This window comes from Micromonospora coxensis (assembly GCF_900090295.1).
Lineage (GTDB): Bacteria > Actinomycetota > Actinomycetes > Mycobacteriales > Micromonosporaceae > Micromonospora > Micromonospora coxensis.
Genome location: NZ_LT607753.1, coordinates 4,321,164 through 4,335,515, shown reverse-complemented (window position 1 = coordinate 4,335,515; position 14,352 = coordinate 4,321,164). Strand labels below are relative to the sequence as shown.

Below are 14,352 nucleotides of genomic sequence, written 5' to 3'. Positions count from 1 at the left end.
CCACCACCCCGTACCGTCAACCGGCCGGCAGCAGGTCGGCCGAGCGCTCGGCGACGACCCGGCCGATCAGCCGCAGGGCGTCCGCGACCGGCAGCGGGTCCGGGCCACGACCGTCGCGCAGGCGCAGGGCCACCGACCCGTCGGCCGCCTCCCGGGCACCGACCACCCCGACGTACGGGACCTTGCGGCGGGTCGCGTCGCGGACCCGGGCGCCCAGCGAGCCGGCGTGGTCGACCTCGACCCGCAGCCCGGCGTCGAGCGCCCGGTGGGCCAGTTCCTCCGCCGCGTCGGCCTGCCCGGCGTCGACCGGGAGCACCACCAGCTGCACCGGGGCGTACCACGCCGGGAAGGCGCCCTGGTGCACCTCGATCAGGTAGGCGAAGAGGCGTTCCATGCTGCCGACCAGGCTGCGGTGCACCATCACCGGCCGCCGTCGGGCGCCGTCGGAGTCGGTGTACGACAGGTCGAACCGCTCCGGCTTGTCGAAGTCGAGCTGCACGGTGGCGATGGTGGACTCCCGCCCGGCGGCGTCGAGGATCTGGACGTCGATCTTCGGGCCGTAGAAGGCGGCCTCCCCGGGGGCCTCGGTGAACTGCACCCCGTCGAGCGCGGCGCGCAGCAGGTCCTCGGCCCGCGCCCACTGCGCGTCGTCGCCGACGTACTTCTCGCCCGGCCCGCGCAGCGACAGCCGGAACCCGGCCGACCGGACGCCGAGCGCGGCGTGCGCCTGGCGGATCAGCCCCAGGACCTCCCGGACCTCCGCGCCCACCTGGTCCAGGGCGCAGAAGTTGTGCGCGTCGTTCAGCGAGATGGCGCGCACCCGGGACAGCCCGCCCAGCACGCCCGAGCGTTCCGCCCGGTACATCCCGCCCAGCTCGGCGACGCGCAGCGGCAGCTCCCGGTAGGAGCGGCCCCGGGCCCGGTACACCAGCGCGTGGTGCGGGCAGAGCGCCGGCCGCAGCACGAACTCGTCGTCGGCGGAGAGCCGCAGCGGCGGGAACATGTCGTCGGCGAAGTAGCCGAGGTGCCCGGAGAGTTCGAACAGTTCCCGTTTGCCCAGGGGCGGGGAGTAGACGTGCCGGTAGCCGGCCCGGCGCTCCAACTCCCGGACGTACTCCTCGACCGCGTGCCGGGCGGCGGCGCCGGCCGGCAGCCAGATCGGCAGCCCGGCCCCGGCGAGCGGGTCGGAGACGAACAGGTCCAGCTCCCGGCCGAGCCTGCGGTGGTCGATCATGTCGCTCTCCTTGATCGGGTACGACCCGGGGGCGACCTGGTCCGGAACGCCGCGAGGCCCCGGGGCGGATCGCCCGGGGCCTCGTCGACGGGGTACGTCAGTGCGGCGCGCCGGGGACTCCCGGCGTCGTGGTCACCACCGCGCTGCGCATGCGGCGACGGTACGACCGCGGTGGCCCACCCGGCGAACGGATTTCCGGGCGAGGTGCGGTACGAGGAGAGGGTGGGCCGCCGGCACGGGACCTGCCGGCGGCCCGGCGCGGCCCGGTCGTCGGGAACGGGGGGCCCGACGCGCAACGGGCCGCGTCCCGTCAACGGTACGCCGACGACCGCCGATGCGCCGTCCCGGACCGGTACGGTTTCCCGGCGACCGGTCCGTCACATCGGGTCGAGCTGTGTCGTTGTATCCCGGTGGCCTTGTCGTGTCCGTGGTCACCACCGACCGGGGCCGTCCGCGGTGACGCCGGACACGCCGTCAGGCTCGGGGGACGTGATCGGCCTTGACCGGCGAGGTGGCAGTCGTGCCCGAACTTCTCACTGAGATGGCGTCGCCGCAGTGGGCGTACCTCGCGCTGCTGGGCCTGCTGATCGCCGACGCCTTCGTGCCGGTCGTCCCCACCCAGGTCGTCATGATCACCGGTGGCGCGCTCACCGTCTACGGCGGGCTGAGCCTGCCCCTGACCATCGGCGTCGGCGCCCTCGGCGTCTTCACCGGCGACCTCGCCTGCTACCTGCTGGGGCGCAGCGCCCCAGGCCGCCGCACGCCCCGGCACGCCGAGCCGACCCGGGCCCGCCGGATGGCCGGACGGGTCACCCGGGGACTGCGTCGCCCCGGCCCGCTGGTCATCCTGCTCTGCCGCTTCGTGCCCGGCGGCCGGATGGCGGCCTGCTTCTCCGCCGGCCGCAGCCGCTACCCCTGGCGGCTCTTCCTCCTCTACGAGGCCCTCGCCGCGACGGGCTGGGCGGCGTACGGCGGGCTGGTCGGGCATCTCGGTGGCGCGGCCCTGACCGAGTCGGCCTGGCAGCTGGCGGTGATCGCGGGCGCGGCGGCGGTCGGGTTCGCGGCGGCCGGCTGGGCGATGACGGTGCTGGGCGACCGCGTCCGCCCCCAGGTCCCGGTCGACTGAACGGCCGATCGCGCGTCGGCGTCTCCCGCCCGACCCATGGATCAACAGTCCCGGCGGAGGTCGGCCCGGGAGCTACCTAGGGGTGGTTCCCGGGATCGATGTCGGTGGGCGTCCCGGATCCGTCTCGGGTGCCCGCGGCGACAGGCTGGGGCATGCGTGACGACCGGACGAACGGCCTGCTGGCCCTCGGCGGGATCGCCCTGGCGGCGACGCTGGCGGTGATCGGGCATGTCGAGGTGAACGACGACCTGAACCCCTGGTCGCTGACCGTCAGCGACTTCGCCGTCTCCGACCGGGGCGGCGTCATCGACGTGGCGATGGTGGTGCTCGCCGCCGCCAGCGCCCACCTGTCCCCCGCGCTGCGCGGCGCCCGCCGTCCCCGGGTCGCCGGGCTGCTGCTCGCCGCCTGGATCGGCGGGCTGCTGCTGGCCGCCGTGGTGCCGACGAACGAACCCGGCCTGCCCATGGACACCGCCGCGTACGTGCACCGCTACGCCTCGGTGGCGGCCTTCCTCGCCCTGCCGCTCGCCGGCTGGCTGCTCGCCGACCGTCTGGGCGGACCCGCCGCGGGCCGGCTGCGCGTCCTCGCCGTCACCAGTCTGCTGTTGGCCGGGGCGATGGTCTGGTCCGCGTACCCCGGGGACCGGGTGCTGCTCGGCCTCGCCGAGCGGCTGCTGATCCTCGCCGAGGTCGCGTCGCTCGTCGTGGTCGCGGTCGCCCTGGCCGCCCGGCCGCCGAGCCGGCGGGTCGCTCGATCTTGACTTCGAGCGCGGTTGAACTCCTAGCGTCACCCCCTGGGGTCGGCGGTACCCCGATGAGCGAGGAGGCGGCGATGATCCTGGTGACGGGGGCGACCGGCACGGTCGGCCGGGCGGTGGTGTCGGTGCTGGTGGCCCGCGGTGAGCGGGTCCGCGCGGTGACCCGGAACCCGTCGACCGCGGGGCTGCCGGCGGAGGTGGAGGTGGTGGCCGCCGACCTCGCCGAACCGGCGTCGCTCGCGCCGCACCTGGCCGGGGTGGACGCGGTCTTCCTGGTCTGGCCGTTCACCGATCCGGCGGTGGCCCGGACGACCGCGCCCGAGGTGACCCGCATGATCGCGGCCCACGGAGCCCGGATCGTGTACCTCTCCGCGCCCGGCGCCGATCAGCCGGAGTCGTCCTGGGGGCTCGTGGAACGGGCCGTCGAGGCATCCGGCGCGGAGTGGACCTTCCTGCGTCCGGTCGGCTTCGCCGCGAACACGCTCGGCTGGGCGGACCAGATCCGCGCCGGCGACACGGTGCGCTGGCCCTACGGGGGCGCAGCCCGGTCGCTCGTGCACGAACGGGACCTCGCCGAGGCTGCCGTCGTCGCGTTGACGTCGGACGGTCACGCCGGGGCCCGCTACCTGCTCAGCGGACCGGCGGCCCTGACCCAGGAGGAGCAGGTACGCGTCATCGGCCGGGCGATCGGCCGGGAGCTGCGCTGGACCGACATGCCCGTCGAGGAGGCCCGGGTGATGCTCTCCGCCGCCTTCGGCGACCCGGACTTCGCCGACGCGGCCCTGGCCGGTTGGGCCGCGTTCGTGGACCACCCCGAGCAGGTCACCGACACCGTCGAGCGGCTCACCGGCCGCCCCGCCCGCACCTACGCGCAGTGGGCCGCCGAGCACGCCGCCGACTTCCGGTGACCCGCGCGTGCCGCCGGGTCGGACCACGGGGCCGACCCGGCGGTACCCGCGTCACTCCAGCTCGTGCAGCATGAGCTGACGGGCCGCCTCGGTGATCGAGCCGGACAGCGACGGGTAGATCGTGATGGTCTGGGCCAGCTCGTTGACGGTCAGGTTGTTCTCCACCGCCATGGTGATCGGCAGGATCAGCTCGCTCGCCTTCGGCGCCACCACCACGCCGCCGATCACCTGGCCGCTGGCCGGCCGGCAGAACAGCTTCACGAAGCCGTCGGCCAGGTCGTCCATCTTCGCCCGGGCGTTGCCCGACAGCGGCAGCATCACCTGGCGGGCGGGCACCTTGCCGGCGTCCACCTCGTCCTGGGAGACGCCGACGGTGGCCAGCTCCGGGTCGGTGAAGACGTTCGCCGCGACGGTACGCAGCCGCAGCGGGCGGACCGCCTCGCCGAGGGCGTGCCACATCGCGATCCGGCCCTGCATGGCGGCGACACTGGCCAGCGGCAGCACCCCGGTGCAGTCGCCGGCGGCGTAGATGCCGGGGACGTTGGTGCGCGACACCCGGTCGACGGTGACGTAGCCGCCCTTGGCCAGCTCGACGCCGTACTCGGCCAGGCCCAGGCCGGCGGTGTTCGGGATCGAGCCGACGGCGATCAGGGCGTGCGAGCCGGACACCACCCGACCGTCGGAGAGTTCGACCTCGACCCCGTCGTCGGTGCGCCGGACCGCGTCCGCCCGGGAGTTGTTGAGGATGCTCATCCCCCGGTTGCGGAACACCCGCTCGATCGCCATGGCGGCGTCGGCGTCCTCGTGCGGCATCACCCGGTCCCGGCTGGAGACCAGGGTGACCTGAACGCCCATGGCCAGGTAGGCGCTGGCGAACTCGGCGCCGGTGACGCCGGAGCCGACCACGATCAGGTGCTCGGGCAGCTCGGGCAGGTCGTACACCTGTCGCCAGGTGAGGATCCGCTCGCCGTCCGGGACGGCGGTGGGGAGCTGGCGCGGGGTGGCGCCGGTGGCGACCAGGACGGTCGAGGCGGCGATCGAGTACTCACCGCCACCGTCGGCCGGGGTGACGACCACCCGGTGGGTGTGACCGAGCGTGTCCTCACCCAGCCGGGCGGTGCCGGCGACGAAGGTGACCCCGGCCTTCACGAGCTTGGCGTGGATGTCGGCGGACTGCACCAGGGCGAGCCGCTTCACCCGGTCGTGGACCGTACGGGCGTCGACCGTCACGGCCTCCAGCCCGTCGGAGTGCACCCCGAACTCCTCGGTGTCCCGGTAGCCGGTGACCACCTCCGAGCTGGCGATGAAGGTCTTCGACGGGACGCAGTCGGACAGCACGCAGGCGCCGCCGGCCCCCTCGGCCTCCACCACGGTCACGTCGGCGTCCAGTTGCGCGGCGACCAGAGCCGCCTCGTAGCCGGCCGGCCCTCCGCCGATGATCACTATCCGGCTCACCGGGCCATCCTCTCATTCGCGACTGCGGGGCTCCGCTCCGCTGCACTCCTCGCGCTCATCGCGCTCTACCCCGACCGATGCTCACAGTGACTTTCTTCTCCCGAACGCGTCCGACACGCACCGTCGTATTCTCCCCCACCCGTCCGCCGGGCTATCGTCATCGCCGTGCGTCACTACGCCGCCTACGGCTCAAACCTGGACCCCGCCCGGATGCGCGCCTACTGTCCGCATTCGCCGATGGTGGGCATCGGCTGGCTGGAGGGCTGGCGACTGACCTTCGCGGGCGAGGACGTGATCGGCTGGGAGGGCTCCGTCAGCACCGTCGTCGAGTCCCCGGGCGACCGGGTCTTCGTGGCGCTGTACGACATCCACCCGTACGACGCCGCGCAGCTCGACGAGATCGAGGGCGTGACCGCCGGCACGTACCGCAAGCTGCACGTACGGGTCTCGACCCTGGACGGGGACGTGACCGCGTGGATCTACGTCTTCGACGGCTACGAGGGCGGCCTGCCGACCTCCTGGTACCTGTCGGAGATCGCGAACGCGGCCGAGAAGGCCGGCGCGCCGGACGACTACGTCAGCGAACTGCGCTCCCGCCCCACCGGCACCGCGTCGGCCTAGGGCGTGCCGGGGCGCGCAGCCGGGCCTCGGCGGCGACGCCGACGCCGTCCGGGCAGCCCCGGCCCGCGCGGCTCCTCGACAGCCTCTCCGGGTGTGTCGCACGCCCCCAGTCTGCTCCCGGCGTCCCCGGCGCGTGTCGCCGACCCCGGCCGGCGTCGCCCATCACACACCGGCGGCGGGGACGCTCCGCTCGTACATGTCGGTCCAGCGTTCCTCGCGCAGCCCCACCGAGCGGTAGAGGGTCGCCGGTGAGGTCGGGTTGGTCAGGTCCACGCCCAGGCCGGCGGCGGCGCGGCCCTTCGCCGCGTAGACGGTGAAGGCCCGCCGCAGCAGCGCCGCGCCCACCCCGCGCCGCCGGTACGCGGGCAGCACCGACAGCGTGCGCACCCAGCCGGTGTCCTGGTCGAGCGCCTGGTCGGAGGACTGCAGGGCCCCGGCCGGCTCGCCGTCGACCTCGGCGACGAACCACTCGTCCCAGACCTTGGCGTAGCGGGGCAGCTGCTCGCGCCACTGGTCGAAGCCGACCGGCTCGTAGTCCGGGGTGTCCCGGAACGCGGTGTCGAAGATCCGGTGGAACAGGCGCAGGTCGGCCTCGTCGTCGGCGCGCAACGGCCGCACGTCCACCCCCGGCGGGGGCGGCGGCTCGGCGGGCAGCCCGGCCAGCGGGCGGGTCATCCGTACGTACCTCTTCACCCGGGTGAAGCCGGCCTCGGCCAGCTCCGCCGCCCAGCGGGTCTCCGGGGCGAAGACGGTGGTCCGGGCGGTCAGCGCCGGCAGGCCCCGCTCGGCGGCGCGTTCGGCGATCCGGTCGAGGACCCGGGCGAGCAGCGGCGCGCGCACCGCCGCGCCCCGCTCGGGGTCGACGTAGACCTCGACGAACTCCCGGCCCACGCCGGTCGGGTTGTCGATCAGGGTGCAGCCGACGACCCGGCCGTCCGGGTCTTCGGCCAGCCAGGAGTCGCGGGTCGGGTCGAAGAAGGGCGCGGTCAGCGCTGCCTCGACGTCCTCGGCGTCGAAGTCCGGGTGGCCGACGGCGAAGGTGTCGGCGGCGTGCACCACGGCGAGGATCGCCGGCACGTCGTCCAGGGTGGGGCGGCGGGCGGTCCAGCCGGCGGGAAGGGTCACGGCGCAGATGGTGGCAGGAGCACCGCCCCGCGCGCCGCCGAATTATCGGACGCCGGTGCGCAGCCCGGCCCGGGTGGCGCCGAGGAGCGCGACCAGTTCCGCGCCCTCCCCCGGCCGGAGCACCCGGAACGCGGTCGAGGCCAGCCGGTCGGTCACCGCCTCGGCCCAGAGCCGCCGCCGCACCAGCGGCCCGACCGGCGGGTACGGCGGGGACCAGCCGCAGGCGGTCGCCCCGGCCTCCCCCTCCGGCCCGGCCAGCACCGCCTCCAGCGGGGTCATCCCGCCGGCCCGCACCGCCAGCAGGTACGCCCCGGTGAAGTGCTCGCGCAGCAGCAGCAACGCCACCGCCGCCCGGGCCCCGGCGGCGTGCTGCGGCACCGGCATCGCCCGCCAGGCGGCGAAGAGCGGCATCCCGGTGGCGTCCGCGGCGGCGACGACCCGATCCAGCAGCACCGCCAGCCGGGGCGTGCCGGGCAGGTCGTCGAGGTGCTGGGCGCCCCAGCGGCAGCACTCGGCGAGGTTGGCGGCGGCCACCTCCAGCGGCCGGACCACCCGGGCGGAGGCGTCCCAGCCGTCGGCGACCGCCTCGGGGGCGATGAAGCCGATCGCGGCGGCGACGGTCTCGGCGCGGACGTCGCCGAGCGCGCCGGCCCGCCCGGTGATGTAGAAGGCCCAGCCGGAGATGCCGAGCAGCCGGGCCCGGCGCAACGTGCCGGGGCAGCGGCTGAACGCCTCCCCCAGTTCGAGCACGGCCGGTTTGCTGGCGGCCGCCACCTGCTCCGGGGTCATCGCCACCGCCTGTCGCGCGCATCCATCGCGCTCAGTCTGCCTCGCCCTCGCCGTCGGCGGCATCCTCCTCTTCGGCGTCCAGCGCCTCGATCGCCGCCTCCACCTCACCCGTGCGGCGCCGGGCGGCGGTGAGCGCCCGTTCCGCGCCCCGGCGGGCCAGTTTCGACCGGCTCAGCTCCTGCTCGGCGGCGGCCCGCCGGCGTTCCAGTTCGGCCAGTTCGGCCTCGATCCGGTCGAGGGTCGCGGCGCCGTCCCGTTCGGCCGTCGCGGCGCCGTCCAGGTCCTGCTCGGCTCGCCGCTGTTCGCCGCGCGCCGCCGTCAGCTCGCGCTCCAGCGTCCGGCGCCGCCGGGCGCGTTCGGCCCGGGCGGCCCGGGCCGCCGCCCGCTCGTCGCGGGCCCGGCGCGCGCCGTCGCGGTCGGTCTCCTTCCCGGGTACCCGGGCAGCCTCCTCCCCGCCGCCGGTGACCAGCCGCAGCTGTGGCCGGGGCACCTCGCCGAAGCCGGCGTAGTGCGCCGCCCTGAGCAGCTGTCCACTGCGTACCTGCTCGGCGACCTCGGTGTCGGCGAGCGCGGCGTTGAGGGTGGACTCGACCTCGGCCAGCGGCAGGCGGGCGGCCGGGGGCGCGTCCGGGGTGCGGGCCGCGATCCGGCGCACCTCGGCGACCAGGGCGCCCACCACCGCGCGCCGCTGGGCGGAGAGTTCCCGCAGCTTCGGTCCCTTCAGGTCGCGCTGGGCGGTGCGCAGCGCCTCGGCCAGCTGCGTCAGGTCGGCGACCAGTTCGGGGCGTTCCAGGGCGAGCAGGTTGACCAGCCAGGCGGCCACGGTGGGCCGCTTGAGCCTGGCGATCCGGCGGGCGGCGGCGGCGTCACCGGCCCGGCGGGCATCGGCGACGGCGACGTCCCGGGCGGCGACGAACTTGTCCGGCGGCGTGCGGTAGAGCTGCTGGACCACGTCGGACGGGGGCGCGGCCACGGCTCAGACGTCGATCCGGGTGCCCGGCTCGACCCGCTGGTAGTCGGTGCGGGACAGCGCGGTGTACTGCCGGTCGAGGATGCCGAATCCGTTGCCGTTGAGCAGCCCGTCGTGCAGGGCGTACGCGCGGCGCGGGGCGACCGCCCGGATGAAGTCGACCACCTCGGAGAACTTCGACCACGGCGCGTGGATCGGGGCGAAGAGCGTCTCCACCTCGACGTCCTCGGGGACGTGCAGCGCGTCGCCGGGGTGATAGACGCGCCCGTCGAGCAGGTAGCCGACGTTCTCCACGACGGGGATGTCGGGGTGGATGACGGCGTGCCGGCCGCCGAGGACGCGGACCGGTACGCCGGCCGCGGTGAAGGTGTCGCCGGGGGTGACCGGGGTGAGCGCCTCGGCCGCGTCGCCGAGGACGCCGGCGAGCGAGGCGGGGCCGCGCACCGGGACGGGAGCCTTCTCCAGCCGGCGGGTGAGCGCTGCGACGTCGACGTGGTCCGGGTGCTCGTGGGTGATCAGCACCGCGTCCGCCCCGTCCAGCGCCGACGCGGCGTCGCTGAACACGCCCGGGTCGACGACCAGCACCCCGCCGTCGTGCTCGACCCGGAGGCAGGAGTGGGCGTACTTGGTGACCTGCATCGTGACTCCTCGATTATCGAATCGTGATGTCCTCGTCGCAGTCTGCCGGAACCGGCGCGGTGTCGCGTCGCGTCCGAGCTATCGCCGGCGCAGAGCCGGACCGGAGAGGACGGAGCGGGGATGACGGGACGGACGACACGGCGCGGGGGCGTGGCCCTCACGGCGCTGGGGCTGGCGGCGGTGCTGCTGGCCGGTTGCGGGGCGGCGGACCGCTCGGATTCGGCGGGCGACTCGGCGGCGCAGGCGCCGGCCGCCGAGGCCCCGGCGGGGGGCGCGCCGGAGCGGGGTGGGGCCGCGGAGCAGGGCAAGGCCGGGGCGGGCGCGCCGGACCTGCGGGTCGACCAGCGGTCGATCATCTACACCGGAACGATGCGGGTGCAGGTCGACGACGTGGAGGGCGCGGCCCGCCGGGCGGTGACCGCGGTGACCACGGCCGGCGGCTTCGTCGGCGGCGACGACCGGCGCAGCGTGGCCGCCAGCGCGCAGGCGCGGCTGGAGCTGCGGGTGCCGGCGGAGAAGTTCACCGCGCTCCTCGACGAGCTGGCCACGTACGGCCGGCAGCAGCGCCGGGAGGTGAAGACGGAGGACGTCACCGAGGCGGTCGTCGACCTGGACGCCCGGATCGCGACCCAGCGGGCCCGGGTGGAGAGCGCCCGCAGGCTGCTGGCCCGGGCCACCTCGGTCTCCGAGCTGGTGACACTGGAGCGGGAGGTGGCCGAGCGGGAGGCCGACCTGGCCTCGCTGGAGGCGAGGAAGAAGCGGCTGGCCGACCTGACCGCGCTCTCCACGATCACGGTGACCTTCGTCGGCAAGGACGCCTCGACCGCGGAGGAGGAGGCCGAGACCGGCTTCATGGTGGGGCTGCGCGGCGGCTGGAAGGTCTTCGTCGCCTCGATGAGCATCCTGCTCACCGTGCTGGGGGCGGTGCTGCCCTGGCTGCTGACGATCGGCGTACCGGTGGTGCTGGTCGTGGCGGTGCTGCGGCGGCGGCGTCGGCGGACCGCGCCACCGCCGCCGCCCGCGACGCCGGTCGGCGGGCCGCACCCGCCGACGCCCGGCGGGCCCCTGCCGACGGCTCCCGCTACTGCCGGGCCGCCGCCAGTGCCTTCAGCGCGGTCTGCACCATGAGCCGCACCCCGGCGGGGATGGCCCGCTCGTCGACGTCGAACGACGCCCGGTGCAGGTCCACGTTGGGCCCGGACCGGCCGACGCCGAGGCGGGCCAGCGCGCCGGGGACGTACTCCAGGTACCAGGAGAAGTCCTCACCGCCCATGCTCTGCGGCGTCTCGGCGATCCCCTCGGGGCCGAGCGCCGCGGCGGTGGCGGCGGTGAGGACCTGGATGGCCCGGGAGTCGTTGCTGACCGGCGGACGCCCGCGCAGGTACTCCAGGTCGACGGTGGCGCCGGTGGGCGCGATCACGTCCCGGACGACCTGAGCGACGATCTTGGGGGCCTGCTCCCAGGTGTCGCGGTCCATCACCCGCAGGGTGCCGGACGCGCACGCCTCGGACGGGATGACGTTGTACCGGGTGCCGGCCGAGGCGTGGCCGAAGACCAGCAGCAGCCCGCTGTTGGCCGGCACCCGGCGGCTGACCAGGGCCGGCACCTCGGTGACCAGCCGGCCGAGCGCGTCGACCAGGTCGACGGTCAGGTGCGGGCGGGCGGTGTGCCCGCCCGGGCCGGTGAGCCGGACGGTGACGTTGTCGGCCGCGGCGGTGATCGGGCCGACCCGCAGGCCGACCTTGCCCACCGGCAGGTTCGGGTCGCAGTGGACGGCGAAGATCTGGACCACGTCCTCCAGCCCGCCGGCCTCGATGACCTCCAGCGAGCCGCAGGGCAGGATCTCCTCCGCCGGCTGGAAGATCAGCCGGACCCGGCCGTCGAGCTGACCGGCGTCCTTGAGCTGTGCCAGCAGCATGCCGACGCCGAGCATCACCGTGGTGTGCACGTCGTGGCCGCAGGCGTGGCAGACACCCTCCACCGTGGACCGGTACGTCACGTCCTTGACGTCGGTCAGCGGCAGCGCGTCGATGTCGGCGCGGAGCGCGATCACCGGCCCGTCCGGGCGGCCGTCGATGTCGCAGATGACCCCGTTGCCCTTGGGCAGCAGCCGTGGGTGCAGGCCCGCCAGGGAGAGTTCCCGGGCGATCAGCGCCGCCGTCTCGAACTCCTCACCGGAGAGTTCCGGGTGGGAGTGGATGTGGCGCCGGGTGGCGATGAGCCCGGGTACCCGCAGGGCGAGCAGATGATCCAGATCAAATGGCAGGGGTTGGGACCCGGACGGCGCCTCCGGCCAGGACGACGCCAGCTGGCTGCCGTTCGGCAGCGTCAACGCACTCGTCACGTCGAATTCTCGATCACTAGGAATGGATGGATCATCGGGGAGGACAGCAGACAGCCTAGACCTCCGACGGTGACGCTGCGCAACCTCGTTACGGTAGTGATCGGACCGCACAGCGTCACGTAAGCCCTGGTGGGAGGGCTCGAATATTTGCGGGACAGCAGGTAGATCGCGGTCGAACGCCGTCATCTGCCCCCCACCTCCTACAACGCGTAACCGATTTGGGCGGTCGCGAAATCGGCTCCGAATCCGTGGCCGTTACCGAATTGTCGCATTAGTCGCCGCAATTCACGGTCGCTCCGACAATTAACCGACGACCCTCGGCAGCCGGGCGACTCCCGACGGTGACACGGCTGTCCCACCCGCGACCGGACATGCTGTCCGTTCCGGCTCATCCGTTCGCTTTACCCCGGGAGCCCCGGGGCACACGCCCCGCCCCGCAACGCCCCGCCGCCCCGCCGGCCCTCCGGGGGGACGGGCCAGGGCGCCGTGACCGACGGTAGCCCCGCCCGCGCCCGTCCGGCGACTCCGTCCGCGCCCGGGTCGCGCCGCGTTCCCGCCGCGACGGGGACCGGGCCGGGTACGCCGACGGCGGCCCCACCGGCGCGGCGAGCGCCGGCGGGACCGCCGTCGGGTCGTCCCGCCGGTGGCGGGACGGTCGGGTCAGAACCGGTCGCTCGGGCGGTACGTCCCCCAGACCTGGCGCAGCGTCCCGCAGACCTCGCCGACGGTCGCCCGCGCCCGCAGCGCCTCCTTCATCGGGTACAGCACGTTCGCGCTGCCCTCGGCGGCGGCGCGCAGCTCGGCCAGGGCCCGCTCGACCGTCCCGTGGTCGCGGTCGGCGCGCAGCTTGGCCAGCCGCTCGGCCTGCGCCGCCTCGATCGTCGGGTCCACCCGCAGCGGCTCGTACGGCTCGTCGGTGTCGATGGTGAAGCGGTTGAGCCCGACCACCACCCGCTCGCCCGAGTCGATCTCCTGGGCGATCCGGTACGCCGACTGCTCGATCTCCCGCTTCTGGAACCCGGCCTCGATGGCGTCCACCGCCGAACCGTGGTCGAAGACCCGGTCCATCAGCTCGTTGGCCGCCGCCTCGATCTCGGCGGTCATCGCCTCCACCACGTACGACCCGGCGAACGGGTCGACGGTGGCGGTCAGGTCCGTCTCGTACGCCAGCACCTGCTGGGTCCGCAGCGCCAGCCGGGCCGCCTTCTCGGTGGGCAGCGCGATCGCCTCGTCGAAGCTGTTGGTGTGCAGCGACTGGGTGCCGCCGAGCACCGCGCCGAGCCCCTGCACCGCCACCCGGACCAGGTTGACCTCGGGCTGCTGGGCGGTGAGCTGCACGCCCGCCGTCTGGGTGTGGAAGCGCAGCATCATCGACTTCGGGTCCTTCGCGCCGAAGTCGTCGCGCATCAGCCGGGCCCAGATCCGCCGGGCGGCGCGGAACTTGGCGACCTCCTCCAGCAGGGTCGTCCGGGCCACGAAGAAGAACGACAGCCGGGGCGCGAAGTCGTCCACCGCCAGGCCGGCGGCGAGCGCGGCACGGACGTACTCCACGCCGTTGGCCAGGGTGAACGCGATCTCCTGCGCGGGCGACGCGCCGGCCTCGGCCATGTGGTAGCCGGAGATGGAGATGGTGTTCCACTTCGGCACCTCCGCCCGGCAGTACGCGAAGGTGTCGGCCACCAGCCGCAGCGAGGGCTTCGGCGGGAAGATGTACGTCCCCCGGGCGATGTACTCCTTGAGGATGTCGTTCTGGATGGTGCCGTTGAGCGCGCCGCCGGCGACCCCGTTCTCCTCCGCCACGAGCTGGTAGAGCAGGAGCAGCACCGAACCGGGCGCGTTGATCGTCATCGAGGTGGAGACCTTGTCCAGCGGGATGCCGTCGAAGAGCATCCGCATGTCCTCGATGGAGTCGATCGCCACCCCGACCTTGCCGACCTCGCCGTGCGCGATCGGGTCGTCGGAGTCGTAGCCCATCTGGGTGGGCAGGTCGAACGCGACGGAGAGGCCCATCGTGCCGGCCCGCAACAACTGGTGGTAGCGCGCGTTGGACTCGGTGGCGGTGCCGAAACCGGCGTACTGCCGCATGGTCCACGGGCGGGAGGTGTACATCGTCGGGTAGACGCCACGGGTGTACGGGTACTCGCCGGGGCCACCCAGCCGGGTCTCCAGGTCCCCGGGCAGGTCGGCCGCCGTGTAGACGCCCTTGATGGGGAAACCGGACTCGCTGGACCGCCGTTCGCTCATCACCGGATGGTAGGACGGCGGGACGTGCCGATGGGTGAGGGATTGCGCACACCTGTCCGGTGGACGGGAGGTGAGCCCACGGGCACGTACCGTCCGGTAGGCAAACGACCGCCGCGTCGGGTTTCGCATCGGGCGTCGG

Annotated in this window: 13 protein-coding genes; 5 read left to right on the top strand and 8 right to left on the bottom strand. The window is 74.4% G+C overall.

Translation table 11 applies throughout. From position 1 onward, the window contains the following. Positions 1-16: 16 nt before the first annotated feature. The gene (thrS, locus tag GA0070614_RS19895; protein ID WP_088977381.1) at positions 17-1,234 is read right to left on the bottom strand and encodes a threonine--tRNA ligase; all 1,218 of its coding nucleotides are present in this window, start codon (positions 1,232-1,234) and stop codon (positions 17-19) included. Between the two features lie 520 nt (positions 1,235-1,754). Between thrS and GA0070614_RS19890 the strand changes: the two genes are divergently transcribed. The 3 genes from GA0070614_RS19890 to GA0070614_RS19880 all read left to right on the top strand — a co-directional run bounded on the left by GA0070614_RS19890 (position 1,755) and on the right by GA0070614_RS19880 (position 4,026). Continuing rightward, positions 1,755-2,360 (top strand): DedA family protein, encoded by a 606-nt coding sequence (locus GA0070614_RS19890; protein ID WP_088979533.1) that lies wholly within the window; start codon positions 1,755-1,757, stop codon positions 2,358-2,360. A gap of 152 nt (positions 2,361-2,512) precedes the next feature. Next, positions 2,513-3,121 carry a DUF998 domain-containing protein gene (locus tag GA0070614_RS19885; protein ID WP_088977380.1) on the top strand — a complete coding sequence of 203 codons (609 nt, stop codon included), beginning with the start codon at positions 2,513-2,515 and terminating at the stop codon, positions 3,119-3,121. 71 nt (positions 3,122-3,192) lie between these two features. Then, a complete protein-coding gene (locus GA0070614_RS19880) occupies positions 3,193-4,026 on the top strand; it encodes an NAD(P)H-binding protein (RefSeq protein ID WP_088979532.1) in 834 nt (277 codons plus the stop codon). 51 nt (positions 4,027-4,077) lie between these two features. Here GA0070614_RS19880 and GA0070614_RS19875 read toward each other — a convergent pair whose 3' ends face one another. Further along, a complete protein-coding gene (locus tag GA0070614_RS19875; RefSeq protein ID WP_088977379.1) occupies positions 4,078-5,481 on the bottom strand; it encodes an NAD(P)H-quinone dehydrogenase in 1,404 nt (467 codons plus the stop codon). A 165-nt stretch (positions 5,482-5,646) separates the two neighbouring features. On the opposite strand from GA0070614_RS19875, the gene GA0070614_RS19870 reads away from it, so the two are divergent. Further along, positions 5,647-6,102 carry a gamma-glutamylcyclotransferase gene (locus GA0070614_RS19870; RefSeq protein WP_088977378.1) on the top strand — a complete coding sequence of 152 codons (456 nt, stop codon included), beginning with the start codon at positions 5,647-5,649 and terminating at the stop codon, positions 6,100-6,102. Positions 6,103-6,264: 162 nt separating this feature from the next. Here the strand turns inward: GA0070614_RS19870 and GA0070614_RS19865 are convergent, their stop codons facing one another. The 4 genes from GA0070614_RS19865 to GA0070614_RS19850 are packed head-to-tail and all read right to left on the bottom strand — an operon-like array spanning position 6,265 to position 9,625. After that, on the bottom strand, positions 6,265-7,227 hold the full coding sequence (locus tag GA0070614_RS19865; protein WP_088977377.1) for a GNAT family N-acetyltransferase: 963 nt from the start codon (positions 7,225-7,227) through the stop codon (positions 6,265-6,267). Between the two features lie 42 nt (positions 7,228-7,269). Continuing rightward, on the bottom strand, positions 7,270-8,016 hold the full coding sequence (locus tag GA0070614_RS19860) for an SCO6745 family protein (protein WP_088977376.1): 747 nt from the start codon (positions 8,014-8,016) through the stop codon (positions 7,270-7,272). Between the two features lie 31 nt (positions 8,017-8,047). Continuing rightward, complete coding sequence (locus GA0070614_RS19855; RefSeq protein ID WP_088977375.1) at positions 8,048-8,989, bottom strand: hypothetical protein; 942 nt, start codon at positions 8,987-8,989, stop codon at positions 8,048-8,050. 3 nt (positions 8,990-8,992) lie between these two features. Beyond that, entirely contained in the window at positions 8,993-9,625 is a 633-nt protein-coding gene (locus tag GA0070614_RS19850; protein ID WP_088977374.1) for an MBL fold metallo-hydrolase, read from the bottom strand. A 120-nt stretch (positions 9,626-9,745) separates the two neighbouring features. Between GA0070614_RS19850 and GA0070614_RS19845 the strand changes: the two genes are divergently transcribed. Next, positions 9,746-10,753 (top strand): DUF4349 domain-containing protein, encoded by a 1,008-nt coding sequence (locus GA0070614_RS19845; RefSeq protein ID WP_088977373.1) that lies wholly within the window; start codon positions 9,746-9,748, stop codon positions 10,751-10,753. Here the strand turns inward: GA0070614_RS19845 and GA0070614_RS19840 are convergent. Continuing rightward, on the bottom strand, positions 10,707-11,969 hold the full coding sequence (locus GA0070614_RS19840) for an amidohydrolase (RefSeq protein ID WP_088977372.1): 1,263 nt from the start codon (positions 11,967-11,969) through the stop codon (positions 10,707-10,709). The genes GA0070614_RS19845 and GA0070614_RS19840 overlap by 47 nt on opposite strands. Before the next feature lie 660 nt (positions 11,970-12,629). After that, complete coding sequence (locus tag GA0070614_RS19835) at positions 12,630-14,213, bottom strand: acyl-CoA mutase large subunit family protein (RefSeq protein ID WP_088977371.1); 1,584 nt, start codon at positions 14,211-14,213, stop codon at positions 12,630-12,632. Between the last annotated feature and the right edge of the window lie 139 nt (positions 14,214-14,352).

Coding starts and splice junctions, on each gene's coding strand:
- GA0070614_RS19885 (WP_088977380.1), top strand. CDS start 2,513: ATGCGTGACGACCGGACGAACGGCCTGCTGGCCCTCGGCGGGATCGCC.
- GA0070614_RS19860 (WP_088977376.1), bottom strand. CDS start 8,016: ATGACCCCGGAGCAGGTGGCGGCCGCCAGCAAACCGGCCGTGCTCGAA.
- GA0070614_RS19845 (WP_088977373.1), top strand. CDS start 9,746: ATGACGGGACGGACGACACGGCGCGGGGGCGTGGCCCTCACGGCGCTG.
- GA0070614_RS19850 (WP_088977374.1), bottom strand. CDS start 9,625: ATGCAGGTCACCAAGTACGCCCACTCCTGCCTCCGGGTCGAGCACGAC.
- GA0070614_RS19880 (WP_088979532.1), top strand. CDS start 3,193: ATGATCCTGGTGACGGGGGCGACCGGCACGGTCGGCCGGGCGGTGGTG.
- thrS (WP_088977381.1), bottom strand. CDS start 1,234: ATGATCGACCACCGCAGGCTCGGCCGGGAGCTGGACCTGTTCGTCTCC.
- GA0070614_RS19835 (WP_088977371.1), bottom strand. CDS start 14,213: ATGAGCGAACGGCGGTCCAGCGAGTCCGGTTTCCCCATCAAGGGCGTC.